This is a genomic window from Psychrobacter sp. P11F6 (assembly GCF_001435295.1).
Lineage (GTDB): Bacteria > Pseudomonadota > Gammaproteobacteria > Pseudomonadales > Moraxellaceae > Psychrobacter.
This window is the reverse complement of the sequence record NZ_CM003594.1, coordinates 723173-749264: the sequence shown is the minus strand read 5'-3', so window position 1 is coordinate 749264 and position 26092 is coordinate 723173. Positions and strand designations below refer to the sequence as shown.

Genomic DNA, 26092 nt, shown 5'->3' with positions numbered 1-26092 from the left:
CTTTGTAACTTGTTTTATAGCTGGTTATACGTTTTGACAGATGTCTAGTAAAGCCCTGCTATAATACAGGGCTTTGACATAAAAGTATCCGTCATTATAACACCCTTTATTATAGTTTACACTCGTGCACAGAGTTTTTTATTATAACTATGTAACACTTATTTATCACCTACATATACATACCACCATTGACAGGGATAACAGCGCCTGTGATATAACTGGCCTCATCGCTGGCTAAGAAATGTACGGCTGCTGCAATGTCTTCTGGCTGTCCAAGGCGACTGATAGGTACCGCGTCTAGCATAGAGTTCAATAGGCGCTCATCAAGCTCGTCCGTCATATCCGTTTCGATCAGACCAGGGGCTACGCAATTAATCGTCACTTGTCGTGAGCCAATTTCACGCGCGAGCGTACGGCTGAACCCTTCGACGCCCGCTTTGGTCGCCGCATAGTTAGATTGACCGGCATTACCCATTTGCGCAACAACAGAGGTTATATTGATGATGCGACCACGGCGTGCTTTCATCATACCGCGCACAGCACGTTTACTCATGCGGTATACCGACGTCAAATTGGTATCGATAACATTTTCCCAGTCGTCATCTTTCATACGCATCAGCAGACCATCTTGGGTGATACCTGCATTATTGACCAAGACTTGTACTGCGCCGTAGACGCTCTCAATCTCTTCAAACAGCTTATCAATTTGTGCGGTATCACGCACGTCTAAAACACGTCCAATACCGCCACTATCGTGGAGATAACCATCAATCAGCTCAGCACCTTTTTCCGTAGTGGCTGTACCAATAACAAAATGTCCTTCTTTGGCGAAACGTTTGGCAACGGCTTTACCAATACCACGGCTAGCACCTGTCACTAGAGTAATCGTACGACTCATGATAACACCTCCATTAATTTATCAAGACGAGCGGGCTTGTCAGTAGGATAGCTCGTAATTGGCTGTGCTTGGCGCTTCGCCAAGTTGCTCAATACATTACCACTGCCGCATTCGATTAAAATATTAATTTGTTTGTCAGCCAGCTCTTGCATGGTTTTTGACCATAATACTGGTTGGCTTAATTGCTCTGTTAATGCCTGCTTGATACCGACCGCACTGCTCTCAACACGCGCATGTCGATTTTGGATAACAGGAATCGTCGCTTGATCAAATTTTATGTCTGCCAGAATCTCAGCCAATGCACTACTGGCTGGCTCCATAAGCGCGCAATGTGATGGTACGCTGACCTTTAGCGGGATAGATTTTTTGCCAGTGTTTTGCACTTTATCAATAACTGCATTCACACCAGCAGCATTACCCGATATCACCACTTGTCCTGGACTATTAAAGTTGGCTGCACCTACAATGGCACCTTCGACATGTTCAGTCGCTTGCTCACACAAGTTTTCTACTCGATTGTCCTCAAGCCCTAACACTGCTGCCATGGCAGTATCGACACCTACAACGGCTTCTTGCATCAACTGACCGCGCTTATGTACCAATTTAACCGCATCAGCAAGCGATATGACTTCAGCCGCACAAAGCGCACTGTACTCACCTAGAGAATGACCCGCTAAATAACAAGGCGCTGTGGTTATTTTTTGTTTTAAGATACGCCAAATGGCGATGCTGGCCGTCAGTAATGCAGGCTGAGTATATTGTGTTTGATTGAGTTTTTCTTCATTTTGACAGATTGCCCATAAGTCTTCACCAAGCGCGGCGCTAGCTTCAGTAAAGGTATCGAGAATCTCTGGATAGATTTCAGCAAGCTCACTAGTCATCCCGACTACTTGCGATCCTTGACCAGGAAAAATTACCGCAATACGTGTCGGCGGCTTTTTTACCATATCGGGTACAGAGGCCATAACCAATATTCCTTATTTAATTGGAAATATCCCTAAAAACAATTGGGGTTTATTATATTATTAGAGGCGATATAAAGCCGTTGCTTTAGTATTTGTCTAAAAAAACGGATTATCGATAAACTATACACTGACGCACACTATTATCATAGTGGATGCTACTGAAACACGTATAGTAAAAGATACCACTCAAATTAAAACGGTAGAGTATATCGGTTCATTTTCATATTTTCTAAAGGCACATGGTAACATGGTAAAAGGTTGTTCAAATACCTACCATAAAAGCCAATAGCAAAAAGCCAAGTTATCTAGCCACATAATATATGATAGCGAAATAACTTGGCTTTCTTCAGCTCAAAGCATATTACCTAATAACAGCGTTGCAAAAATAATGACAGTCACCAGTACTATCATTATTTTTACAATCAGCTATTGAATAGCCAACAATTTAAGCGTCTTGACTAACTTTAAACAACTGGCGACCACGGTAGAAACCATCTTTAGTCATGTGATGACGACGATGTTTTTCACCAGTGGTAGCATCTACGCTTATCTCAGCGATTTCCATACGATGATGTGAACGGCGCATGTCACGACGAGAACGACTTTTACGACTTTTTTGAACGGCCATGATATAGCTCCTATACTTAAAAGGGGATAAGCTTGAAATTCAGCTTTAATCGACACTGACAGAGGCTATATAATCACAACAACCTAAGTCTTACGCATCATTAGTTAAATAGATTGCCACGTATTAAAGTGTTGATTACGTCTAAAATCTATAGTTAGTCTGCAAGATCAGCATCTATCTGCCAGTAGCAGATTGCTAGAATGCAATAAACGGGACATTATACGCATGTTTAGCGGATTAATAAAGCCCTGCTTCTCACTCTTTGGTAGAAAGCTGATGAAAGGTATCATAAATTTATTAAGTAGTACATTTATATATGACTTGTCTCTTAATAAGATTACAACTTGCCTTTTAGCGAGGCTAAAGCAGCAAAAGGATTTTCGCTTTCTTCCTCTTCTGGAATCTCACCAAATTGCTCTACCGTCATTTCACAGTGGTCATGTTTTGGCGACATTGGCGTCTTCAGTAATATCTCATCTTCTACCAATTTTTTGAATGGCAATAAAAGCTCTGGTGCAGGCTCAGTAATAATTTCATCAAGTAATAAATAGTCTTGTTCATCATTGATTGAACGTGCTTGGCTCTCATCTTCTAATAGCGCAATATTATAATCATCAGACAAATCGATAGCCACTGGCTGTAGGCAACGCTGACAGGTTAACCAAACTTCACCCGTCAATGTGAATGCCAAATGTAAGACATTATTGCGGCGATACAGATTGGCATTAAGCGAGATGTTTGCTTGTTCATGTTCGGTGGCTAAGATAGCAGCAAGACGTTTGAAAGCGCTTGGCTCTACCTCTCCTGTCCATTCATAACCAGTATCTGCCCATTTATCCAAAGAAATAGATTCAGGCATACTAGTAGATAAAGGCGCTTTTTTATTATCAGCATAACCTGCTGACGGTTTACTTTCTGGAGTGCTTGACATGCGCGACCTCATTCATCAAAACGGTGTATAATATTGCCTGCCATACTAACGGAAAGCATTGAGCGACGCTAGCGCTAGTATGTTAAATTTATTTGATATGAGCTCTATTTTCATCTCTTTATTTCGCCTATTTATATTCAAAGATAGTTCTTCTTTTTATCTTTTATTTGACCAGTGTTTTACCTATGAATGTGTTTAATGATAAACCTGACTTCTCGAACCTACTTTCTGCACTTGAAGCAAAAATACTATTGCAACGTCTCACTACGTTAACCAGTAATGTGAATGCCTCTTCCACTGACTCGTGGAACCCTAACAACAATCAGTGCTTAGAGGATGTAAAAAGTGAATGGCAAAGGTTAGAAAGGTTAGCTGCTATCAAAGGCTTAGATGGCACTCCATCATTGGTTAATAAATACGAGCAAGCGGCTACTGATTGGCTCATCCAATTATTCAATAATTTATTCGCTCATCAAAACGTTACATTGGTTCGTGGACAAGGAGAACCAGAGTACTTTCCAGCACAAAATAATGAACCCGCAAAAATTGAATTCGCTCATGGATTTTTTGCTAGTGCGTTGCATGAGCTGAGCCATTGGTGTGTGGCTGGAGAGGCTCGTAGACGTTTGGCTGACTTTGGCTACTGGTACGCACCAGATGGGCGTACCGCCGCTCAGCAGCAAGCATTTGAGCGCGTAGAGATTAAGCCACAAGCGTTAGAATGTTTATTTACTCTCGCTTGCGAACGATCATTTGAGGTGTCACAAGATAATTTGTTTGCTGACTTTGATACGAGCAATAGTACATTCGCAAATGACGTCTACCGACAAGTGCAACAATACATCGCTAAGCCCAATATATTACCATCTGATGCTAAGACTTTATTACACGCCTTACTCAGTGTCTCTATAGCTGATCCAGAGTAACAGCAGCATATCAGCATAAAGGTGTGGCATTTTTGCGTTAACGATTGTCTACGCATAGTAACGGCTTGCAATCAAACTTATATTGGCTTTGCGCTATACTAAGAAGGCAGTGATGCTTTTTTAGTAAACTTAGTGAAAGAAGCATACGCGCCACAAATGTTCTACTTAGTCAAAAACTTCACATTTAAAAACCTATAACTATAAAATAAGGAACTGCTATGCAAGTATTTTATATTCATCCAGAAAATCCACAGCCACGGCTGATTGAGCAAGTGGCGGATCTGTTACGTAAAGACCAGCTCATTATCTACCCTACCGATACCAGCTATGCTTTTGGTTGTCGCTTAGGGGCAAAGGATGCACTCGATAAGCTCAAACAAATTCGTGAGCTTGATGATAAACACCAGTTTACCTTGCTATGCCGTGACTTAAGCGAAATTGCCAACTATGCCGCAGTAGACAATGTACAATTTAAACAGCTTAAAGCACTTACTCCTGCGCCCATCACCTTTATCCTCAATGCCACAAAAGACGTACCAAAAAAATTGGCACATGCGAAGAAAAAAACCATCGGTATTCGAGTACCTAGCAACCCTATTGCGCAAGCGCTTTTAGAGGCCATGGATGAACCTATCTTAACCAGTTCATTAATACTGCCTAACCGTGATGACATACTGGATGATCCCTTTGAGATTGAGGATTTATTAGGCAATCAAATCGACGGTTTGATAAATGCAGGTATAAAAACCACTAAGCTCACTACGATTGTTGATATGACTGGTAGCCAGCCTGAAATTATCAGACAAGGTGCTGCGGATGTAGATTCACTACTACGGTAATAAACTAAAACATCAGACACAAAAAAAGCTCCAATTCAATTGGAGCTTTTTTATATACATCTTTTGCTTATTGTAAAATTAGTCGCGATCAACCAATTCTACATATGCCATTGGCGCATTGTCACCATCACGGTAACCACATTTTACGATACGCAAATATCCACCTGGACGGGTCTGGTAACGAGGACCTAACGTGCCAAATAGTTTACCTACCATAGCTTTGCTACGCATACGGCTAAATGCCAAACGACGGTTAGCAACGCTGTCTTCTTTAGCCATAGTGATTAATGGCTCGGCAACGCGACGTAACTCTTTTGCTTTTGGTAAAGTTGTTTTGATCAGTTCATGCTCAAATAATGAGTTAGTCATGTTCTGAAACATTGCCTTACGATGACTGCCGGTACGACCCAGCTTGACTCCACTCTTACGATGGCGCATAGTCAAAAATCCTTAAAGTTTAACGGCTACGATAAGAAAAGCGATCATCAACACGAAGGTCAGCTGGTGGCCAGTTATCTAGGCGCATACCGAGCTCTAAATCTTTAGACGCTAGTACGTCTTTGATTTCCGTTAATGATTTCTTACCAAGATTTGGGGTTTTTAGAAGTTCAGTCTCTGAACGTTGTACCAAATCACCGATATAGTAAATGTTTTCAGCTTTCAAGCAGTTGGCTGAGCGAACCGTTAGTTCAAGATCGTCCACAGGGCGTAATAGCACCGGATCAACCTCTTCTTTCTCTTTCACAGGCTCAGGCGCTTCTTCAGCTTCTAGGTCAACAAAGATAGAAATCTGTTGTTGTAAAATAGTGGCTGCTTTACGAATTGCTTCTTCTGGATCTATAGTGCCATTAGTTTCAAGCTCAATGATAAGACGATCAAGATCAGTACGCTGCTCTACACGAGCGTTCTCAACCTGATAAGCAACACGAAGCACAGGACTAAAACTTGCATCAAGCTTTAAACGTCCGATTGCTTTAGTATCACCATCTTCACGGCGCTGGTTTGCTGGCTCATATCCACGACCCATTACTACACGCAAACGCATCTTAAGATGACCACGATCACTCAATGTACCCAACACCAATTCTGGATTGACGATGTCTACATTATGCGGTAACGCGATGTCTGCAGCAGTAATAGTGCCTGGACCTTGTTTATCCAAGGTCAAAAATACTTCATTTTGGTCATGAAGGGTAATAGCCAAGCCTTTTAGGTTCAAAAGCAAGTCAAGTACATCTTCTTGTAGTCCTTCAAGCGTTGAGTATTCATGGTCAACACCATCAATCTCAGCTTCAATGACTGCAGCACCAGGTAATGAAGATAACAAGATGCGACGTAAGGCATTACCAAGGGTATGCCCAAAGCCGCGTTCTAACGGTTCGAGCGTGACTTTCGCAATCGTTTCATTAACCGTATCCACATTAATGGCATTCGGCGTTAGAAACTCAGTTGCATTTAGCATCATGATGTCACCTCGATTTATTAAACTGGTTTAATTAACGTTGATTGCTCAATGCCGTTTTCACGACATCGAGCAGTACGTCATTACTTAGAGTATAGCTCAACGATCAAGCTTTCGTTGATTTCAGCAGGTAGATCAATACGATCAGGCGCTTGTTTAAACGTGCCTTGTAATTTGCTGTGGTCAACATCTAGCCATTCTGGAATACCACGTTGGGTAGCCAGCTCAATTGCGTTTTTAATACGTAATTGCTCGCGAGACTTCTCTTGGATAGCGATGACATCACCATCTTGCAACTGAATTGATGGAATGTTCACACGAACAAACTCATCACGGCCAGCTTTTTTTACCATAACAGTACGATGACTGACTAGCTGACGTGCTTCGGCGCGAGTTGAGCCAAAGCCCATGCGATAAACAACATTATCTAGACGGCTCTCAAGCATGGCTAACAGGTTTTCACCAGTAGCACCGCGCTTACGAGCAGCTTCTTTATAGTAATTAGCAAACTGACGCTCTAATACACCATAGATACGCTTAACTTTCTGCTTTTCACGCAGCTGTAAAGCATATTCTGAGGTCTTGTTACGGCTTACACCGTGTTGACCTGGTGGACGACCAGCTTTTTTCGTTTTTACGTCGTATGGTTTAACGCCAGACTTAAGACCTAAGTCCGTGCCTTCACGACGTGATAATTTGAGTTTTGGTCCAATATAGCGGGCCATTGTTATGTCTCCTATAAGCTTTTGGGATAAAAAGCTTCGTCTTTAATATTAGACGCGGCGCTTTTTCGGCGCACGGCAACCATTGTGTGGGATTGGGGTTACATCAGAGATGCTGTTAACTTTATAACCCAATGCACCTAGTGCTCTTACCGCAGACTCACGACCCGGTCCTGGTCCTTTGACCAAAACGTCGATATTCTTAACACCATATTCTTGAGCCGCTTTACCAGCGACCTCAGCTGCAACCTGAGCTGCAAATGGTGTAGATTTACGTGAACCACGGAAGCCTTGTCCACCTGAAGTGGCCCAAGCCAGTGCATTACCTTGACGATCGGTAATCGTAACAATGGTGTTATTAAAAGACGCATGGATATGGGCAATGCCCTCCGATACTGAACGACGAGTCACTTTCTTGCGACTACGAGTGTCTTTAGCCATCTTTTAGCTTCCTAAGTTAATTATCTTTTGAGAGGGCGTGTCGGACCCTTACGAGTACGAGCGTTGTTCTTAGTATTCTGACCTCTAACTGGTAGGTTACGACGATGACGGATGCCACGGTAACAACCAAGATCAACTAAACGCTTAATATTCATTGACACTTCACGACGAAGATCACCTTCAGTCATGTAATTTGCAACTTGTGCACGGATAGCATCTAACTGTGTATCATCTAACTGACTAACTTTAGTAGTAGGGGCAATGCCAACTGCTTCTAAGATTTTCTGAGCAGTGGTACGACCTACACCAAAGATGTAAGTTAGTGAAATAACAGCATGCTTATTATCCGGAATGTTTACGCCGGCAATACGAGCCATTGATTTCTCTCCATTAAAGAAAAATAAGCGTTATTTATCAATAAGGCTTTATTTTTCAGATTTGTTGCTGTCAATACTAAAGCTTTTATAATTATTATCGCTGCTTTGACTTAGTTACAAGCCTATTCATTGACGGTCTTATAAAAGTTTTTGCATAAACTACGGCAAGTGGCGGATGATATCCCATCCGCCGTCATTTTTCAAGTATTAATTGAGATAGTAACAAAAGTCTAAGACTTTATAATACTAAATATTAACCTTGACGTTGCTTGTGGCGAGGTTCTGCTGTACAGATGATATGTACACGGCCTTTACGGCGCACAACTTTACAGCTACCACAAATCTTTTTAACTGATGCTTGAACTTTCATAGCATGCTCCTTTGAGATATCGTACCGCTCATTTAAGGTTGAGTGGGCGATTGAATTAACGTCTGATCATGATATTGATGGGTCATCAAATGCGCTTGGATTTGCGAAATGAAGTCCATTACCACAACCACCATAATCAGTAAAGACGTACCACCGAGTTGAAACGGCACACCAAACGATGACTGGACGACCATTGGCATTAAACAAATAACCGTCATATACATCGCGCCAATAAAGGTCAGTCGGTTTAATACATGATCTAGGTAACGCTGAGTTTGTTGTCCGGGGCGAATACCTGGGATATACGCACCACTACGTTTAAGGTTTTCAGCTACTTCACGTGGGCTAAATACCAATGCCGTATAGAAGTAACAGAAGAAAATAATCATCGCGCCAAACAGAACCAAATATAGCGGCTGTCCTGGAGACAACACCAATGCCATATTCTGTAGTATTTTTTGTGTAAGGGTAGGATCAGTTGATTGACCCACCCACTGCCCTAAACTTGCTGGAAACAACAACAACGAGCTGGCAAAAATGGCTGGGATAACCCCTGCCATATTAAGCTTCAGCGGCAAATGTGACTGCTGCTGAGCATATATTTTGCGACCTTGTTGCTGCTTCTGTGCATAGTTCACTGGAACACGGCGCTGAGCACGTTCAATATAAACGATACCAGCAGTAACCGCGATGCCTAGTAGCACAAAAATAAACAGTACAATCAAGTTCATCTGCCCTTGATTGACCTGTTCAATAGACTGCGAAATCATACCTGGCGTACCAGCCACAATACTCGCAAAAATGAGCATTGAAATACCATTACCTACGCCGCGCTCTGTAATCTGCTCACCAAGCCACATCAAGAACATAGCGCCCGCTACCAATGAGGTAACCGCTGGAATATAAAAGGTCAGACCAGAAGATAAGGTAAGATTTTGACTGATTAAGCCAGCACACATTCCTAATGACTGTACTAGGGCTAAAGCAAGTGTCCCTTGACGGGTATACTTGTTCAACTTACGTCGTCCCGCTTCGCCTTCTTTTTTGAGGGCTTCAAGCGATGGCAATACTGCAGACATCATCTGTACAATAATCGATGCTGAAATATACGGCATAATGCCGAGCGCCATAATGGACATACGCTCTAGTGCACCACCTGAGAACATGTTAAACATACTCAAAATGGTGTTTTCGTTGCGCGAAAACAGATCAGCCAAGTTGACCGGATTGATACCCGGTACTGGAATATGTGACCCTAAACGATAAACAACCAATGCGCCGATTAAGAATAATAAACGCGTCCACAATTCATCATACTTGCGTATGAATGCAAATGGATTGAGCGGTATACCAGTCGATGACATTGATTGTTTTGACACGTTACTACTCCTCGATGCTACCACCAGCAGCTTCGATTGCTAGCTTAGCGCCTTTAGTCACTTTGATACCTTTAAAGGTATAAGCCTTAGTGACTTCGCCTGACAACATAATACGGGCACGCTTCATGTCGTGACGGATTAGGTTAGCAGCTTTAAGTGTTTCAAGGCTAACCACATCGCCATCAATTTTATTTAGTTCAGAAAGACGTACTTCAGCCGTCTTCATTGCCATTTTACTGGTAAAACCAAATTTCGGTAGGCGACGATATAAAGGCATTTGACCACCCTCAAATCCTGAGCGAATGCTAGAACCTGAACGAGATTTCTGACCTTTTACACCACGACCACCAGTCTTACCAAGACCTGAACCGATACCACGACCACGACGTTGGGCAGTTTTCTTTGCGCCAACACCTGGTGATAATTCATTTAATCTAAGACCCATTACGCTTCCTCCACTTTTACCATGTAGTTAACGCGATTGACCATACCACGTGTTGAAGGTGTATCTTCTACTTCAACAGTATGATTAATACGGCGTAAACCCAATCCTTTCAAGCTCGCTTTGTGGCTCTTTAGGCGATGGGCACCCGATTTAAATTGAGTGACTTTCATTTTTTTCATCGTAACTCACCTAGTCTAAGTTAACCCAAGATTTCGTCTACAGATTTACCACGTTTTGCTGCCATCTTCTCTGGAGTTGACATATCACGTAAACCGTTAAACGTTGCGCGAACAACGTTAGCAGTATTGGTAGAACCATAACATTTAGTCAAAACATCTTTGACACCAGCAACTTCTAATACAGCACGCATTGCGCCACCAGCGATTACGCCAGTACCTTCAGATGCAGGCTGCATATAAACTTTACTAGCACCATGACGTGCTTTGATCGGATGATACAAAGTTGCATCATTAAGCTCAACAGTAATCATATTACGTTTGGCAGCTTCTAGTGCTTTTTGGATAGCAGCTGGCACTTCACGTGCTTTACCGCGACCAAAACCAACACGACCATTGCCATCGCCCACTACAGTCAATGCAGTGAAAGAGAAAATACGACCACCTTTAACAACTTTTGCAACGCGATCAACGGTAACTAAGCGTTCTACTAGACCGTCAGTCTGTTCATTTTTATCATTTTTATCATTTCTAGCCATGATTAAAACTCCAATCCGTTTTCGCGAGCTGCTTCTGCTAAAGCTTTAACTCGACCATGATATTTAAAACCACTACGGTCAAAGGCAACTTTAGTGATACCAGCTGCTTTTGCGCGTTCTGCGATCATTTGGCCCACAGACGTTGCTGCATCAGCATTGCCAGTCGCGCCTGAGCGCAAGCTGCCGTCTAAGGTAGATGCCTGAGCAATCACTTCACCACCGGTAGGAGAGATAATCTGGGCATAAATATGTTTTGGCGTGCGAGTAACCGTTAAGCGATGAACGCCTAAGAAACGGATATGCGCGCGGGTTTTCTTAGCTCGACGCAGACGAGCTGCTTTTTTATCAAACATTTCAACTCACCTTATTTTTTCTTGGCTTCTTTGCGAATCACATGCTCGTCACTATAACGAATACCTTTACCTTTATAAGGCTCAGGTGGGCGGAAACCGCGGATATTAGCCGCTGCTTGACCAAGCTGCTGTTTATTGTTTGATTTCAAAACAATTTCAGTTTGCGTTGGGGTTTCAGCTGACACACCTTCAGGCAACGTATATTCTACTGGATGAGAGTAACCAACGTTCAAAGTTACCTTGTTACCAGCAACTTGTGCGCGATAACCAACACCAATTAACTGAAGACGCTTTTCAAAGCCTTCATTCACGCCTTTAACATAGTTGTTAACAAGAGCGCGCATGGTGCCAGTGTGCATCATAGCTTCTTTTGAATCGACTGTAGGTGAGAAAATGATCGCATCATCTTCCTGTTTCAGCTCGACCAATTCATGCAGGCGTAAAGACAAAATGCCGTTCTTGCCTTTCACTTCGACCTGCCGATCGTTCAAAGTAACACTTACGCCGTTTGGCAGTGTCACTGGGGCTTTAGCCACACGAGACATAGGAATATTCCTTAAAAAATTAACTTCTTTATATTAGCGAAAAAACTAACAGGCTAAAAAGCGTGTTAGTTTAGCATAGTTGACTGCGTTAGACACCTATCAATTTGAAATAATTCATTATTACTCAATCAATAGAAGTCTAACAATCATCAAATAGACTTTATCGTCGTGTAGCTTACGCTACAAATGCGACGATTTCACCACCGATACCAGCAGCACGTGCAGCACGATCACTCATGATGCCTTGGCTAGTTGATACGATAGCAACACCCATACCTTGCTTAACAGTAGGGATAGCGTCTTTACCGCGGAACTGGCGTAAACCAGGACGGCTAAAACGTTGAATCGTTTCGATGACAGCGCGGCCTTCGAAGTATTTCAATTCGATAGATAGGGTTGCTTTATTGTTTGCTTCTTCAGTAACAACAGCGCTCGCCACATAACCTTCGCTAACTAGCAAATCAGCAATTGATTTACGTAATTTAGAGCTCGGCATTGCTACCGATACTTTGTTAGCCATTTGTGCGTTACGAATACGGGTTAGCATATCCCCAACGGTATCTTGCATACTCATATAGTTACCCCTTACCAGCTTGCTTTACGAACACCAGGCACATCGCCTTGCATGACACGCTCACGCAGCATATTGCGTGATAAGCCAAACTTGCGGAAGTAACCGTGAGGACGACCGGTGATAGCACAACGATTGCGCAGACGTACTGGCGATGAATTGCGTGGAAGAGCTTGTAGCTCTAGCATCGCTTCCATACGAGTTTCGTCACTTGCAGTCATATCACTGATAGTTTCTTTTAGCTTGATACGCTTATCAGCGTACTTAGCAACCATTTTTTCGCGCTTTAATTCGCGGTTAATCATGCTCTTCTTTGCCATAACGTCTTTACCTTATTTAAATGGGAAGCCGAATGCTTTAAGCAACGCGCGACCTTCTTCATCAGATTGAGCTGACGTGGTGATTGTCACATCCATACCGCGGATACGATCAATCTTGTCAAAATCTACTTCTGGGAATACGATCTGTTCTTTGATACCCAATGAGTAGTTACCACGTCCGTCAAAGGCTTTAGGTGAAAAACCGCGGAAATCACGAATACGAGGAATTGCAATGGCAATGAGACGATCTAAAAATTCGTACATTTGCTCACCGCGTAGCGTTACTTTGCAGCCAATTGGCCATTCTTCACGAATTTTAAAGCCAGCAACTGATTTACGCGCTTTGGTGACGACAGGTTTTTGACCAGCGATAGCGGTCATGTCAGCTACTGCACCTTCAAGCAATTTCTTGTCTTGAGACGCGCCGCCTACACCCATGTTAAGTGTGATTTTAGTGATTTTAGGCACTTGCATCACATTAGCCAAACCAAGCTCTTCTTTGATTTGCTGCTTCAATTCTTCGTTATATAAAGATTTTAATCTTGCCATTACCATTACACCCTTAGTGTCTTACGCAGTCGCCACTACTTCACCGTTCGAACGATAGACGCGTTGTTTCTTGCCGTCTTCGCCGAACTGATAAGTAATACGATCAGCTTTTTGGGTTTGCGCATTTAATATTGCGACATTTGAGATATGTAGAAAAGCTTCTTTCTTAAGAATGCCACCTTCAACGCCAGTTGCCTGATTTGGCTTCTGATGTTTAGTGACAATATTAATGCCTTCAACTTTAATACGATCATTTTTTACAGCTTGTACAGTACCTTGCTTGCCTTTGTCTTTCCCAGCAATCACGATAACTGTATCGCCTTTACGTAATTTTGACATGGATTACCTCACAATACTTCTGGTGCTAGTGATACAATTTTCATAAACTGATCACCACGTAGTTCACGAGTTACCGGTCCAAAAATACGAGTTGCAATCGGTGCTTTATTTTGGTTCAACAATACCGCAGCATTGTCGTCAAAACGCAGAACAGAACCATCAGGACGACGAACGCCTTTTTTGGTACGTACAACTACAGCATTCATCACGTCGCCTTTTTTAACACGACCGCGAGGAATGGCTTCTTTAACCGTTACTTTAATAATGTCGCCAACTGATGCATAACGACGATGAGAGCCACCCAGTACTTTAATGCACTGAACTCGTCTTGCACCGCTATTATCTGCAACTTCCAGCATCGATTCAACCTGAATCATAGCGTTACTCCACACGTATGAGCAATAAAAACCAGTTGCTGCCGCTAGCACAGTATGAGTAGTCGGCATTTTAATAATAATAACCGCTGCTACTCTTAATGTGAGTGATATACGCTCGGCGCAATCAGCATCCTTAAAAAGGCGGCTATTTTAACAGCTTCTGGCTTTTAATGCAATTTACTTAGATTTTTTCTACTTTTTCAACCACTTCAACCAAAGTCCAAGACTTGGTTTTAGAGATTGGACGCGTTTCTTTGATGCGGACAAGGTCGCCTTGTTGGCAAACGTTATTCTCATCATGGGCTTTGATTTTTGTAGAACGACGAAGCTGCTTGCCATACAAAGGATGACGAACCAGACGCTCAATCAAAACTGTGATGGACTTGTCCATCTTGTCACTGACAACTCGTCCTGTCAATACGCTAGCATTAGCTGTTTGATTGTTATCGCTCATGAGTCGCCTCGTTGTTTCTCGTTAATCAAAGTCTGAAGCTGAGCAATCGCACGACGATTAACACGTACTTCATGGGTATTACCCAACTGACCAGTTGCTTTAGCCATACGAATACGGAAAGCATCAAGTTGCTTTTCATCAAGTAACTGAGTCAGTTCTTCTAATGATTTATCACGTAATTCACTGATCTTCATTACATTATCGTCCGCTTAACAATGGTAGTTTTAAAGGGCAGTTTTGCTGCAGCAAGCGTGAACGCTTCGCGAGCAAGTTCTTCTGAAACCCCTTCGAGTTCATATAGCACTTTACCAGGTTTGATTTCGCATACCCAATATTCTACAGGACCTTTACCTTTACCCATACGTACTTCTAGTGGTTTATTAGTAATTGGTTTGTCTGGGAATACACGAATCCAAATCTTACCACCACGCTTAATTTTACGAGTGATGGTACGACGTGCTGCTTCAATTTGACGGGCAGTCATACGACCACGAGTCAACGATTTTAGACCAATTTGTCCGAATGCAACGGTGCTTCCACGATGAGCTAGCCCAGTGTTACGACCTTTGTGCATTTTACGAAACTTGGTACGTTTTGGCTGTAACATAGTTTAACCTCTGTCTGTGTTTCGACGGTTTCCGTTTCCACGACCACGGCGTTTTGGCGCACGAGTCTGCTCTTCTTTAACGGGATTGTATACACTGTTCATACCGTCAAGGATTTCGCCACGGAAGATCCAAACTTTTACACCGATGGTGCCGTAAGTAGTTTCCGCACGTACTGACGAATAGTCGATATCAGCGCGTAGTGTATGCAATGGCACACGACCTTCACGGTACCATTCAGTACGAGCAATCTCAGCACCGCCAAGACGGCCAGACAGCTCAACTTTAATACCTTTAGCACCAGAACGCATGCTGTTCTGTACGGCGCGCTTCATAGCACGGCGGAACATAACACGACGCTCAAGCTGACTTGCGATACCTTCCGCTACTAAATGAGCATCAAGATCAGGCGAGGTGATTTCTTCAATGTTGACCTGAGCAGGTACGCCCATAATTTTGGTCAATTCTTTTTGAAGTCTTTCGATGTCTTCGCCTTTCTTACCGATAACGATACCAGGACGCGCAGTGGCGATGGTAATCTTAGCAGCACCTGTAGGACGCTCAATCATGATTTTGCTAATCATAGCACTATCAAGCTTTTTGCGCAGATATTCACGAACTTGAATGTCGTTGATTAGGTATTCTGAGTATTGTTTAGGGTTAGCATACCAGTTTGCGTTATGCTTCTTTACAACACCAAGACGAATTCCGATTGGATGTACTTTTTGACCCATAACTTATTCTCCTACCTTTATAGTGATGTGACAGGTACGCTTACTGATACGATCAGCGCGACCTTTAGCACGTGGTAGGATACGTTTTAGCGTAATGCCTTCATCAACGTAGATGGTTGATACTTTAAGGGTATCAATATCTAGACCGTTGTTGTGTTCGGCATTGGCGATGGCTGAGTTAAGACATTTCTTAACAAATACAGCGCCTTTTTTATTACTATACGTTAGGATATCCAAAGCACGCTCGATAGATTTGCCACGAACTTCATCGGCAACGAGTCTAACTTTTTGTGCCGATATGGCGGCACCGCGTAATTTTGCAGTTACTTCCATGGTAAGCACCTTATCTCTTAGCTTTTTTGTCAATGCCATGACCACGATACGTACGAGTCGGGGCAAATTCACCTAGTTTATGACCAACCATCTGTTCACTCACGATAACCGGTACATGAGTACGGCCATTGTGAACAGACAAGGTTAAGCCAACCATTTGTGGTAGGATCATCGAGCGGCGCGACCAAGTCTTAATTGGCTTGCGTGAGTTGGTGTCTAATGCATTCTCAACTTTAGCAAACAAATGCGCGTCTATGAATGGACCTTTTTTCAATGAACGAGGCATGAAATTCTTCCTTTATTTCTTCTTGGCGCGACGGCGGATGATCATATTGTCAGTACGCTTATTACTACGCGTTTTAAGTCCTTTAGACTTCTGACCCCAAGGGCTGGTTGGATGGCGACCTTTATTACGACCTTCACCACCACCATGTGGGTGATCAACCGGGTTCATAGCAACACCACGAACAGAAGGACGAACACCACGCCAACGTGAAGCACCGGCTTTACCAAGTGATTTCAAGTTGTTCTCAGTGTTAGAAACTTCACCAATAACGGCACGGCAGTTCACGTGTACACGGCGAGTTTCGCCAGAGCGCATACGTAGAATAGCATAAATACCTTCACGACCTAACAACTGAACGCTAGCACCCGCAGAACGAGCCATCTGTGCGCCTTTACCGATTTTAAGTTCGATATTATGGATCACAGTACCCAATGGGATATTTTTCAGCGGTAAACAGTTACCTGGACGAATTGGTGATAGCTCACCTGACATTACTGTATCGCCAACTGCTTGTTTTTTAGCAGCAATAATATAGCGACGTTCGCCATCAGCGTACTTAAGTAAAGCAATGTGCGCAGTACGGTTAGGATCGTATTCAATACGCTCTACCGTGGCTGGGATATTGTCTTTAGTACGTTTGAAATCGATAATACGATAATGCTGCTTATGACCACCGCCAATATGACGAGTCGTTATGCGACCATTATTGTTACGACCACCAGTTTTACTTTTTGATTCGAGAAGCGCTGCAAACGGACGACCTTTATAAAGGTGTGGATGCACCACTTTTTCAACAAAACGACGGCCTGGTGATGTTGGCTTTGCTTTTACGATAGGCATGAGTGTAATCCTTATTCGTTGTTCGCTGTTTCACTAGTAGAAGCAGTCGTATTCGCGACCTCTTCACCAGCATCAGCCATTTGTACATCTTGACCAGCTTTTAAGGTAACGTAGGCTTTTTTGTAGTCATTACGACGGCCGATACTTTTACCAAAACGCTTTGTCTTACCTTTAACATTCAAAGTGTTTACTTTTAAAACTTCAACACCTTCAAACATCATCTCAACCGCTTTTTTGACTTCAAGCTTAGTAGCGTTAGAGTCAATTTTAAATACCTGCACACCAAGTGAGTCGCCAAGCATTTGAGATTTCTCTGAGAATACAGGTCCTCTTAGGATCTGATAAAGTCTTGCGTTATTCATGCTAGTGCTTCCTCAAATTGTTTCGCAGCTTCGACTGTCATGATCACTTTATCAAAAGCGATCAAGCTCACTGGATCCACTTCACTTGTATCAAGTACATTGACATGTGGGATGTTGCGAGCAGCTAAGTATAAGTTTTCGTCAACTTCTTTAGTGACGATTAATGCACGTGATGCATTTAACTCACCTAACTTTGCAATCAACTCTTTAGTCTTAGGTCCAGAAACGCTTAGCTCTTCGACCAAAATCAAACGCTCTTGGCGAATCAATTCGGCTAAGATACACTGCATAGCACCGCGATACATTTTACGGTTAACTTTCTGTGACCAATCTTGTGGTTTAGCCGCGAATGCACGACCGCCCCCACGCCAGATTGGGCTACGAATAGAACCTGCACGAGCGCGACCAGTACCTTTTTGGCGCCATGGCTTAATGCCACCACCAGAAACTTCGGCACGGGTTTTTTGAGCGCGTGTACCTTGACGAGCACCAGCAAGATATGCGGTGACGACTTGATGCACTAGTGCTTCGTTGAATTCACGACCGAAAGCCGTATCAGAAAGCTCAACTGCCGCCCCTGTAACTGTTTTTAAATCCACGTTAATCCCCTTGCTTAGGCTTTGACTGACGGACGTACGATGACATCGCCACCGGTGGCACCTGGGATAGCACCCTTGATGACAAGTAACCCTTTTTCAACATCAACCGATATCACTTCTAGGCCCTGAACGGTAACGCGTTTGTTACCCATCTGACCTGGCATTTTTTTGCCTTTGAAGACTTTACCTGGTGACTGGTTTTGACCAGTTGAACCAATGGCACGGTGAGATACTGAGTTACCATGAGTGGCATCTTGCATGCTGAAGTTGTGACGCTTCACGCCGCCTTGAAAGCCTTTACCTTTACTGTTACCTGTGACATCAACCATCTGACCTTGTTCGAACAAGTCAGCTAGGATCTCACCACCAATTTCACGACCTTCAAGATCGCTATCATTGGCACGAAATTCCCAAACACCACGACCAGCGGCAACGCCAGCTTTAGCGAAGTGACCTTTTTGAGCTGCTGCTACGCGGCTGTCACGACGGGTACCTGTGGTAACTTGGATGGCTTGATAGCCATCTACATCAGTATTTTTTACTTGAGTAATGCGATTAGCACTGATCTCAACCACTGTTACAGGGATAGATGCGCCTGCTTCAGTGAAGACACGGGTCATGCCGCATTTTTTACCGACTAAACCGATCGCCATTTTAGACCTCTTTATATCTTATATTAATGGGTTGGGTGTTTATGTGCATTAACCCAAAGCAATTTGAACGTCAACACCCGCCGCCAAGTCAAGCTTCATTAGCGCATCCACAGTTTTGTCGGTAGGTTGAACGATGTCAACCATACGCTTATGAGTACGGATTTCGTACTGATCACGAGCGTCTTTGTTTACGTGTGGTGAAGTTAGAACGTTGAAGCGCTCAATGCGAGTCGGCAACGGTACAGGACCACAAACTTGCGCACCGGTGCGCTTTGCAGTATCAACAATCTCTTGTGCAGATTGATCAATCAGACGATGATCAAAAGACTTAAGACGGATACGGATTCTCTGGTTAGCCATGCCAGCAAGCTCCTAATATGTGCTTTTGTCATTTTTGCTTTGCAAAGATATGATCAAAAGCCGTTTGGTTAAATATTCACTTAAAGCGGCCTTCTGTTCTTAACCAGAATGAGTTCTTTATCCGAACTTGTAGCGTGCCAAAAGCAAAATAGTTTAAAGCCCCGCCGACCCTTCCATTATAGGATGTCAGCAAAGGCATAATGAAATAGTGCTAGAAACGATGCTCTAGCTGTCATAGCGCCCGCTGTTTGATTGGCGGCGCATATATAATTCAGTGGTGTATATTATACATAGTATTTCAATCATTGCAAGGGTAATATCTGTAGCGACTTATGATATTACCCTTTATAAACAGTAATATGTAAACAACCGTATCTGTGCTTAATAATCACGCTTATATGAATCGATAACTATGCACTGTTAATCTAAAGCTATGAAACATCAATCCAAAACAATGTCATATTGCTCTTGAGTATAGAGATTTTCGACATCAAAGGTAATCACTCTACCAAGTAAATACTCTAAATCTGCCACCGTGTCTGACTCTGAAGTGAGAAGTAAATCAATGACTGCGGCATGGGCAACGACCGTAAATTTCTTGGGAGAGTTATAAGTACGAGCACAACGCATGATTTCACGGAATATCTCAAAGCACACTGTCTCAGCCGTTTTAACAAAGCCGCGTCCTTGGCACGTAGAGCACGGCTCACATAGCTGCTGCCCGAGCGACTCACGCGTACGTTTACGCGTCATCTCTACTAACCCAAGCTCACTGACCTGAGTAATCTTAGTTTTGGCATAGTCTTGTACTAGCTGTGATTGCAGGCTCTCTAACACATCATCTTTATGCTGCTGTTCAAGCATGTCAATAAAGTCTAGGATGATAATACCACCTAGATTACGCAAACGCAGCTGACGGGCGATTGCATGAGTTGCCTCAAGATTGGTTTTATAAACCGTATCTTCTAACGAACGCCCGCCTACGAATGATCCCGTATTGACATCGATTGTGGTCATCGCTTCTGTTTGGTCGATAATCAGATAGCCACCTGATTTTAAATCTACGCGGCGTTTTAAAGCATCACGCAAATCATCTTCGACACGATGGACATCAAACAAGGATGGCTCAGCGGTATAATGGACAATACGGTCATAGACAAAAGGCACAAACTCTTTGGCAAAGGATCTGACTTGTTCGTAAATTTGTGCATTATCGATGATGACTTTCTCGGTATCCGCGTGTACCAAATCACGGATAGAGCGCAGCGGTAATGATAGCTCTTGATAAATAAGCTCAGAACTTTGATGTTGTTTCATCTCTTGGCGACGCGCGCAGATGGTACGCCACAGCTGCAGTAGATAATAAATGTCTTCTTCAAGCTTATCGACAGGGACACGTTCAGCAGCGGTACGAGCGATGAGACCGCCTTTTAGATTGACCGTTTGCATCAGGCTACTAAGCTCAGTCTTCAGACGAGTGCGCTCTTCTTCGCCATCAATGCGCTGAGAGATACCAATGTGTTCGCTTGAGGGCAGATACACCAAATAGCGAGATGGCAAGGATATATTGGTGGTCAAGCGAGCGCCTTTACTGCCCAACTGATCTTTGGTCACTTGCACTAAAATACGTTGGCTTTCATGCAAGCGATGTTGAATCAACGTTTTAGACACAGGGATGACTTCGGTATTTTGTATACTAATCACCGGTGGCGTGACAGCCAAGTTATTAGTACTATTTTCTACCACAGCATCTTCTATATTGCTATCCGAGTTTTTATCGCTATTGTCAGCCGCTTTACTCTTATTTTCTGCTACTGGACGCGGCTCACGCTGCATATCATTGACATGTAAAAATGCTGTCCGCGACTGCCCGATATCAACGAATGCTGCCTGCATACCAGGTAAAACGCGTACGACTGTACCCAGATAGATATTGCCGACCAGACCCAATTTATGATGACGTTCAATATAAATTTCGCCCAAGATGCCATTGTCTAAGACTGCGACACGGGATTCCATTGGACTAATATTAATCAGCAGCTCTTCGGACATAATGTTTTTCTCTTATCTCTCAGCTTTCTTGTTAGACGTTCATCGTCTATTATCTTTATAGTGTAACAAATGCAGCTGGCTCTCGCCCATTACTCTCGCGTGTTATTATGTGCAGCAGGTTAGAGTGACAGCCAATCTCTGAGAGACCAATAATCTACATCAGGGTCTGTCTGGTATTTTACTTGACACTAATATCTGTGACGTTTTTAATTAACGCCAGCGTTTGTGGAAGTGGTAAACCCACGACATTGGTATAGCTACCATTGATACGGCTGACCCAAATAGCACCCAAACCTTGTATACCATAACCACCCGCTTTATCAGCAGGCTCACCACTTTCCCAATAGTTACTCATCATCTCTGCAGTGAGCGCTATAAAGGTCACTTCGGTACGCTCAGTGATTCGTTGCTGATTAATGATTTGAAATACTGGCTCATGAGTTGAGCTGTTAGCCACTTTAGAAGATAATGATACATGCGTTGCTTGAACTGCTGTCCATACTTCATGGACACTATCAGACATCTGTTGCCACATGCTATAAGCGTGCTCACGATCGACTGGCTTGACCAGCACTGTTTGACCATCTGCCAGCACACCGATGGTATCAGACGTTAGAATGATAAACGAGTCAGAAAAACAGCTTTTATCCGTTTTCAAGCGTGATGCTAGTTGCTGTATGGCAGCCTCAGCTTTAGTGGCGACCATGCGCTCGATATAGTCTGTAGGTGACTCATCATCATGCTTTGTTTCATCGACATCTACACTCAATGTGCTAAATTCTAGTTGTGCTCTTTCTAACAGCTCACGACGGCGCGGCGAACCAGAAGCTAAAATAATATCCATCGCTACTCTCTTTATATCTGAATTTATCTGCCTACTACCGAAAACTGCTGCCTGTTAGTGCATTAACATTAGTTAGTCATGATTAATAAACACCAGCGCTACAATCTTATTGGTTATTAGCAGAATTTTTCTTATGACGCAAATTTACGCAAAGCCAGTAGTACCAATGGCCAGCTGATTATACTCATCAACAGTGATAAGGTAGATTGTGCGACAAAGACATTCTGGATAAACATCTGCAATATCCATAAACATAATTGAAAAATAAACAATCCTAAGCTTGCTAATAACCATGCACTGATGGTATTTAGTTGCCTAATATAAATACTGGTTATTTTTATGAAGAAGGCGACTGCCACGGCGGCAAAGGCTTGCTGTCCCAAATGGGTATCCATGAGTAAGTCAGCAATGAGACCGATGGTAAATGCTGTAAAAATACCAACATAGCGTGGCTGAAATAATAACCAAAAAATCAGCACCATGATCATGACCATAGGGCGTAAGGTAGCCATACTAGGACTTAACGGATAGACATTAAGCGATGACGCAATAACAAAACTTAGAATGATGGTAGCAATCAGTAGTACCGTTGCATTCTCAGAATCAGGATACGACATGGGTACTTACCTTAACGAATGTATTGATGGCTGCTGTTAAAGCATGAGTGGGCATTGATGGGATAAAAACCATGGCTAAAAATGTATCGACAAACAGACCAGTTAATAAATAGATGCCAGCCATTATCTGATTGATGCTTACGTATTGAGCGCCTAAATTCTTAACGGTCATTGAGGGTAATATTATTTTTATTCACCAGCTTATCTTGCAGGACTAATACATATGCATTATCGATAAAGTTCGCCGCTGGGGTCACTTCTATACTTCTAAAGTTATCGGCTTGAGTATCTTTAATATGGGCGATACGCCCGACACGATACCCTGCTGGAATACGCCCACCCAATCCTGATGACACCAGCTCATCACCCACACGCACGTCTGAGGTTTTGAACACATAATCAAGGCTTAATGAGGTTGGTATACCTTGCCCTGTCACGATAGCGCGTTGACCTGTGCGCTTAACCGTAACTGCAACCGATTGCTGCTCATCAGTAATCAATAGCAGGCGACTGGTATTGGGATAGACATTAATAATCTGCCCTAAAATACCGTCCTCATCAATCACTGTTTGTCCAACTTGAACCCCGTCTTGAACGCCTTTATTGAGCACCACGATTTGTCTGAGTAAGTTGGTGTCTGTACCGATTACCTGTGCCAAATTAAGATCAAATTGTTCAGGCTTGGTCGTTGATAAAATACCTTGCAGCCGCGCATTTTGTGCCAAAATATAATCTTGCTGCTGCAACTTGGCTTGCGCATGGATGAGCTGAGACTTCAATTGCATGTTTTCGCGGCGCAGCGCTTCTTTAGACTGTAAGCTGCCACCTGCCCAATGCTTGGCATAACTCGGTAACAGTGATAGCTCATAAATAGGCTGCATAGCGGCATGACTGGTACTACGTACTGGATTAAACCATTCTGAATTTTTGCTATCGAACCACATCAGTATTAGAGCTGCTATTAATACAATGGCAGTCTTACGAAGTGCTAACGGCTGGCGCGCAAAAATACTTGGGGTCATAAGTCGTCTAACTCAGGAGTTATAAAATAAGCAGTAGCCAGTACTGGGTTCTAGTTGATTAATGCAATTAAAGGCAGCGCAACTGGCTACCTTTAATTTTATACTGTTTTAACCCACTATTTTTACGCAAGCTATCATCAAGCACGACGAAGATGATTTATCAATACCGCAGTGCTTAACTAAAGCAATCTAAACAAAAATCATGTTCAAGCTTTTGTTATTGATAAAATCAAGCGCAATACCACCGCCGCGGCTAACACAAGTCAGCGGATCTTCGGCAACGGTCACAGGTAGACCTGTCTCTCTTGAAATTAATTTGTCCAAATCACGTAACAGCGCACCGCCGCCCGTCAAGACAATACCACGCTCTGCGATGTCTGATGACAGCTCAGGTGGCGTCTGCTCAAGTGCAGCTTTCACCGCGCTAACAATGCCGCTCAGCGGATCACTCAGGGCTTTTTGTACTTCTTCTGAATTAACAGTAAAGGTTTTTGGCACGCCTTCTGCCATGCTACGACCGCGAACTTCAACTTCTAGCTGACTGTCTTCATTCAAAGCAGAGCCAACTTCATGCTTGATACGCTCAGCTGTCGTCTCACCAATCACGCAACCATGGGTACGGCGTACGTGGGTGATAATCGCGTCATCAAACATATCGCCACCGATACGAATCGACTCAGCATAAACGCAACCAGATAACGCGATAACGGCTATCTCCGTCGTGCCGCCACCAATATCAACCACCATCGAACCGCTGGCCTCATGAACTGGCAAGCCAGCACCGATGGCAGCAGCCATTGGCTCTTCTAACAATAGTACTTTACTCGCACCTGCCGAAGATACCGCTTCACGAATCGCTTTACGCTCAACCAGAGTAGACTTACAAGGCACACAAACCACCACATTAGGCTGCGCCATAAAACGCTTGGCTTTTACCTTCGTGATGAAATGCTTGAGCATTTTTTGCGTCACTTCAAAGTCAGCAATCACACCGTCTTTTAATGGGCGAATCGCTGTAATATTGGCAGGTGTACGACCAAGCATCTGCTTGGCATCAATACCAACAGCCGCAACGGTAGGGTTTTGTGTACGATTACTTCGTAACGCAACCACCGTAGGCTCGTCAAGTACGACGCCTTTATTAGGAATAAAAATGAGAGTGTTCGCAGTACCGAGGTCGATAGCGATATTATTTGATAAAAATCCAAACAGGTTCATGACTAATATTTCCAGCGTATTACAAATGAGGCGAATGAGATTGACTGAGATTGACTGAGGCGTTACTCGTCAGCGTTGAGCAGGTCGTCGTTAGACATTACTTATGGCGAAATTTGAACCTCGCAACAAGTCAAACCTAAGCAATAATGATGCAATGGAAAAACTGAGCTAAATTATACCGATTTGGCTCAAAAAAAACACAGATATTTGCATCAGTAAGTCAGGATTTCGGTCTTAAACGCTAAAAGTTGTTACAAAGTTTAAAATAGCAGTAAACACCATTCGACTTAATGAAACATCATTTAATTCAATAACTAACAAGGCTCTACAGGCAAATGATAATTTTGCTTAGCAGCACAGGTGCATACTGTAACGTATTTCAGAACGTAATGGGTAAGCAATTGAGAATCAATCGTGAATTATACGGTCAATTTTGCAAATCACGCCATCTTGGTTGATATTGTGCATCAATCAAGCGTCATGCTCTGTAAACTTAAGCCAGATGCTTTATAATAAAGCCACTATATATACATCTTAAGATAAACCCCTTGTTTTAGTTTGTGTTAATAATTATCTATATCTAATGCTTGTCTATTTTAGCCGCATTCTACTCTAACAAAAACTGTCCTTCACTGGAGAAACTATGTCACAGCAACCAGCAACGTCTGACAGCAACGTCAGCCGTGAAGAAATCCTAGAAGTTGCCAACCTTGCACGTTTGGGTGTCGATGAAAGCACAGCCGATAGCTATGCCGACGATATTAGTAAAGTATTAAAACTTATGAATACGCTATCTAACGTGGATACCACAGGCATCAAACCCTTAGCAAACATTCATGAAGCTTGCCAAGAATTGCGGGCTGATGTGGCCAAACACGATATCAACCGCGCGCGCAATCAGTCAGTCGCCCCAGCTGTTGAAGATGGCTTATATTTGGTTCCACAAGTGATTGAATAAGCA

Annotated in this window: 40 protein-coding genes; 3 read left to right on the top strand and 37 right to left on the bottom strand. The window is 43.1% G+C overall.

Features of this window, described 5'->3' with window-relative positions; genetic code table 11:
* Positions 1–169 precede the first annotated feature (169 nt).
* The 4 genes from fabG to AK822_RS03170 form a co-directional block, all read right to left on the bottom strand.
* Complete coding sequence (fabG, locus tag AK822_RS03185; protein ID WP_045454442.1) at positions 170–898, bottom strand: 3-oxoacyl-ACP reductase FabG; 729 nt, start codon at positions 896–898, stop codon at positions 170–172.
* Entirely contained in the window at positions 895–1863 is a 969-nt protein-coding gene (gene fabD / locus AK822_RS03180; protein WP_060490535.1) for an ACP S-malonyltransferase, read from the bottom strand. The genes fabG and fabD overlap by 4 nt, the downstream gene beginning before the upstream one ends.
* 445 nt (positions 1864–2308) lie before the next feature.
* Positions 2309–2491 carry a 50S ribosomal protein L32 gene (gene rpmF / locus AK822_RS03175; RefSeq protein WP_011512869.1) on the bottom strand — a complete coding sequence of 61 codons (183 nt, stop codon included), beginning with the start codon at positions 2489–2491 and terminating at the stop codon, positions 2309–2311.
* 337 nt (positions 2492–2828) lie between these two features.
* Complete coding sequence (locus tag AK822_RS03170) at positions 2829–3422, bottom strand: YceD family protein (protein WP_060490534.1); 594 nt, start codon at positions 3420–3422, stop codon at positions 2829–2831.
* A gap of 185 nt (positions 3423–3607) precedes the next feature.
* Between AK822_RS03170 and AK822_RS03165 the strand changes: the two genes are divergently transcribed.
* Both AK822_RS03165 and AK822_RS03160 read left to right on the top strand, forming a co-directional pair.
* Positions 3608–4348: an elongation factor P hydroxylase gene (locus AK822_RS03165; protein WP_060490533.1), complete on the top strand. Its 741-nt coding sequence runs from the start codon at positions 3608–3610 to the stop codon at positions 4346–4348.
* 218 nt (positions 4349–4566) lie between these two features.
* Entirely contained in the window at positions 4567–5187 is a 621-nt protein-coding gene (locus tag AK822_RS03160) for an L-threonylcarbamoyladenylate synthase (protein WP_060490532.1), read from the top strand.
* A 78-nt stretch (positions 5188–5265) separates the two neighbouring features.
* Here AK822_RS03160 and rplQ read toward each other — a convergent pair whose 3' ends face one another.
* The 33 genes from rplQ to AK822_RS02995 all read right to left on the bottom strand — a co-directional run bounded on the left by rplQ (position 5266) and on the right by AK822_RS02995 (position 25131).
* A complete protein-coding gene (gene rplQ / locus AK822_RS03155) occupies positions 5266–5625 on the bottom strand; it encodes a 50S ribosomal protein L17 (RefSeq protein ID WP_021813387.1) in 360 nt (119 codons plus the stop codon).
* A 19-nt stretch (positions 5626–5644) separates the two neighbouring features.
* Positions 5645–6652 carry a DNA-directed RNA polymerase subunit alpha gene (locus AK822_RS03150; RefSeq protein ID WP_045446643.1) on the bottom strand — a complete coding sequence of 336 codons (1008 nt, stop codon included), beginning with the start codon at positions 6650–6652 and terminating at the stop codon, positions 5645–5647.
* Between the two features lie 80 nt (positions 6653–6732).
* The gene (gene rpsD / locus AK822_RS03145; RefSeq protein ID WP_010196731.1) at positions 6733–7374 is read right to left on the bottom strand and encodes a 30S ribosomal protein S4; all 642 of its coding nucleotides are present in this window, start codon (positions 7372–7374) and stop codon (positions 6733–6735) included.
* Positions 7375–7422: 48 nt separating this feature from the next.
* Positions 7423–7812 carry a 30S ribosomal protein S11 gene (gene rpsK / locus AK822_RS03140; RefSeq protein WP_045454458.1) on the bottom strand — a complete coding sequence of 130 codons (390 nt, stop codon included), beginning with the start codon at positions 7810–7812 and terminating at the stop codon, positions 7423–7425.
* 20 nt (positions 7813–7832) lie between these two features.
* Positions 7833–8189, bottom strand: a complete 357-nt coding sequence (gene rpsM, locus AK822_RS03135; RefSeq protein ID WP_021813384.1) for a 30S ribosomal protein S13 — start codon at positions 8187–8189, stop codon at positions 7833–7835.
* Between the two features lie 253 nt (positions 8190–8442).
* Positions 8443–8559 (bottom strand): 50S ribosomal protein L36, encoded by a 117-nt coding sequence (gene rpmJ / locus AK822_RS03130; RefSeq protein ID WP_010196721.1) that lies wholly within the window; start codon positions 8557–8559, stop codon positions 8443–8445.
* A 32-nt stretch (positions 8560–8591) separates the two neighbouring features.
* Positions 8592–9923, bottom strand: a complete 1332-nt coding sequence (gene secY, locus AK822_RS03125) for a preprotein translocase subunit SecY (protein ID WP_173936727.1) — start codon at positions 9921–9923, stop codon at positions 8592–8594.
* 19 nt (positions 9924–9942) lie between these two features.
* Positions 9943–10383, bottom strand: a complete 441-nt coding sequence (gene rplO, locus AK822_RS03120) for a 50S ribosomal protein L15 (protein WP_045446637.1) — start codon at positions 10381–10383, stop codon at positions 9943–9945.
* Positions 10383–10562: a 50S ribosomal protein L30 gene (rpmD, locus tag AK822_RS03115; protein ID WP_010196714.1), complete on the bottom strand. Its 180-nt coding sequence runs from the start codon at positions 10560–10562 to the stop codon at positions 10383–10385. Before rpmD ends, rplO begins: the two co-directional genes overlap by 1 nt.
* Positions 10563–10582: 20 nt before the next feature.
* Entirely contained in the window at positions 10583–11098 is a 516-nt protein-coding gene (gene rpsE, locus AK822_RS03110) for a 30S ribosomal protein S5 (RefSeq protein WP_010196711.1), read from the bottom strand.
* Between the two features lie 2 nt (positions 11099–11100).
* Positions 11101–11451, bottom strand: a complete 351-nt coding sequence (gene rplR / locus AK822_RS03105) for a 50S ribosomal protein L18 (RefSeq protein ID WP_021813381.1) — start codon at positions 11449–11451, stop codon at positions 11101–11103.
* Between the two features lie 11 nt (positions 11452–11462).
* Positions 11463–11996, bottom strand: a complete 534-nt coding sequence (gene rplF / locus AK822_RS03100; RefSeq protein ID WP_045446634.1) for a 50S ribosomal protein L6 — start codon at positions 11994–11996, stop codon at positions 11463–11465.
* A 175-nt stretch (positions 11997–12171) separates the two neighbouring features.
* The gene (gene rpsH / locus AK822_RS03095) at positions 12172–12570 is read right to left on the bottom strand and encodes a 30S ribosomal protein S8 (protein WP_045446631.1); all 399 of its coding nucleotides are present in this window, start codon (positions 12568–12570) and stop codon (positions 12172–12174) included.
* 11 nt (positions 12571–12581) lie between these two features.
* Complete coding sequence (gene rpsN, locus AK822_RS03090) at positions 12582–12887, bottom strand: 30S ribosomal protein S14 (protein ID WP_021813378.1); 306 nt, start codon at positions 12885–12887, stop codon at positions 12582–12584.
* 12 nt (positions 12888–12899) lie between these two features.
* Positions 12900–13436: a 50S ribosomal protein L5 gene (gene rplE / locus AK822_RS03085; RefSeq protein ID WP_011512858.1), complete on the bottom strand. Its 537-nt coding sequence runs from the start codon at positions 13434–13436 to the stop codon at positions 12900–12902.
* Positions 13437–13457: 21 nt separating this feature from the next.
* Positions 13458–13775, bottom strand: a complete 318-nt coding sequence (gene rplX / locus AK822_RS03080) for a 50S ribosomal protein L24 (RefSeq protein WP_045446626.1) — start codon at positions 13773–13775, stop codon at positions 13458–13460.
* 8 nt (positions 13776–13783) lie between these two features.
* On the bottom strand, positions 13784–14152 hold the full coding sequence (gene rplN, locus AK822_RS03075) for a 50S ribosomal protein L14 (protein WP_010196702.1): 369 nt from the start codon (positions 14150–14152) through the stop codon (positions 13784–13786).
* A gap of 181 nt (positions 14153–14333) precedes the next feature.
* Positions 14334–14606: a 30S ribosomal protein S17 gene (gene rpsQ / locus AK822_RS03070; protein WP_045446623.1), complete on the bottom strand. Its 273-nt coding sequence runs from the start codon at positions 14604–14606 to the stop codon at positions 14334–14336.
* A complete protein-coding gene (gene rpmC, locus AK822_RS03065; protein ID WP_011279794.1) occupies positions 14603–14800 on the bottom strand; it encodes a 50S ribosomal protein L29 in 198 nt (65 codons plus the stop codon). Before rpmC ends, rpsQ begins: the two co-directional genes overlap by 4 nt.
* A complete protein-coding gene (gene rplP, locus AK822_RS03060; protein ID WP_055125273.1) occupies positions 14800–15213 on the bottom strand; it encodes a 50S ribosomal protein L16 in 414 nt (137 codons plus the stop codon). Before rplP ends, rpmC begins: the two co-directional genes overlap by 1 nt.
* Positions 15214–15216: 3 nt before the next feature.
* Positions 15217–15945, bottom strand: coding sequence for a 30S ribosomal protein S3 (gene rpsC, locus AK822_RS03055; protein ID WP_045446618.1), 729 nt, complete (start codon positions 15943–15945; stop codon positions 15217–15219).
* Positions 15946–15948: 3 nt separating this feature from the next.
* Positions 15949–16278, bottom strand: coding sequence for a 50S ribosomal protein L22 (rplV, locus tag AK822_RS03050; protein ID WP_045446615.1), 330 nt, complete (start codon positions 16276–16278; stop codon positions 15949–15951).
* 10 nt (positions 16279–16288) lie between these two features.
* Entirely contained in the window at positions 16289–16564 is a 276-nt protein-coding gene (gene rpsS, locus AK822_RS03045; RefSeq protein WP_010196682.1) for a 30S ribosomal protein S19, read from the bottom strand.
* 12 nt (positions 16565–16576) lie between these two features.
* A complete protein-coding gene (gene rplB, locus AK822_RS03040; protein WP_055125272.1) occupies positions 16577–17404 on the bottom strand; it encodes a 50S ribosomal protein L2 in 828 nt (275 codons plus the stop codon).
* Positions 17405–17415: 11 nt separating this feature from the next.
* Positions 17416–17766, bottom strand: coding sequence for a 50S ribosomal protein L23 (rplW, locus tag AK822_RS03035; RefSeq protein WP_010196677.1), 351 nt, complete (start codon positions 17764–17766; stop codon positions 17416–17418).
* Positions 17763–18365 carry a 50S ribosomal protein L4 gene (gene rplD, locus AK822_RS03030; RefSeq protein ID WP_045446611.1) on the bottom strand — a complete coding sequence of 201 codons (603 nt, stop codon included), beginning with the start codon at positions 18363–18365 and terminating at the stop codon, positions 17763–17765. Before rplD ends, rplW begins: the two co-directional genes overlap by 4 nt.
* Before the next feature lie 14 nt (positions 18366–18379).
* Positions 18380–19018, bottom strand: coding sequence for a 50S ribosomal protein L3 (gene rplC, locus AK822_RS03025; RefSeq protein ID WP_055125271.1), 639 nt, complete (start codon positions 19016–19018; stop codon positions 18380–18382).
* 48 nt (positions 19019–19066) lie between these two features.
* A complete protein-coding gene (gene rpsJ, locus AK822_RS03020) occupies positions 19067–19378 on the bottom strand; it encodes a 30S ribosomal protein S10 (RefSeq protein WP_010196670.1) in 312 nt (103 codons plus the stop codon).
* 441 nt (positions 19379–19819) lie between these two features.
* Complete coding sequence (locus AK822_RS03015; protein ID WP_060490531.1) at positions 19820–21430, bottom strand: Rne/Rng family ribonuclease; 1611 nt, start codon at positions 21428–21430, stop codon at positions 19820–19822.
* Between the two features lie 178 nt (positions 21431–21608).
* Positions 21609–22274, bottom strand: a complete 666-nt coding sequence (locus AK822_RS03010; RefSeq protein ID WP_060490530.1) for a Maf family protein — start codon at positions 22272–22274, stop codon at positions 21609–21611.
* A 131-nt stretch (positions 22275–22405) separates the two neighbouring features.
* Positions 22406–22891: a rod shape-determining protein MreD gene (gene mreD / locus AK822_RS03005; protein ID WP_060490529.1), complete on the bottom strand. Its 486-nt coding sequence runs from the start codon at positions 22889–22891 to the stop codon at positions 22406–22408.
* 161 nt (positions 22892–23052) lie between these two features.
* Positions 23053–23913 (bottom strand): rod shape-determining protein MreC, encoded by an 861-nt coding sequence (gene mreC, locus AK822_RS03000; RefSeq protein ID WP_060490528.1) that lies wholly within the window; start codon positions 23911–23913, stop codon positions 23053–23055.
* Positions 23914–24102: 189 nt separating this feature from the next.
* A complete protein-coding gene (locus AK822_RS02995) occupies positions 24103–25131 on the bottom strand; it encodes a rod shape-determining protein (protein WP_083475748.1) in 1029 nt (342 codons plus the stop codon).
* 643 nt (positions 25132–25774) lie between these two features.
* Between AK822_RS02995 and gatC the strand changes: the two genes are divergently transcribed.
* Complete coding sequence (gatC, locus tag AK822_RS02990; RefSeq protein ID WP_045446594.1) at positions 25775–26089, top strand: Asp-tRNA(Asn)/Glu-tRNA(Gln) amidotransferase subunit GatC; 315 nt, start codon at positions 25775–25777, stop codon at positions 26087–26089.
* Positions 26090–26092 lie beyond the last annotated feature (3 nt).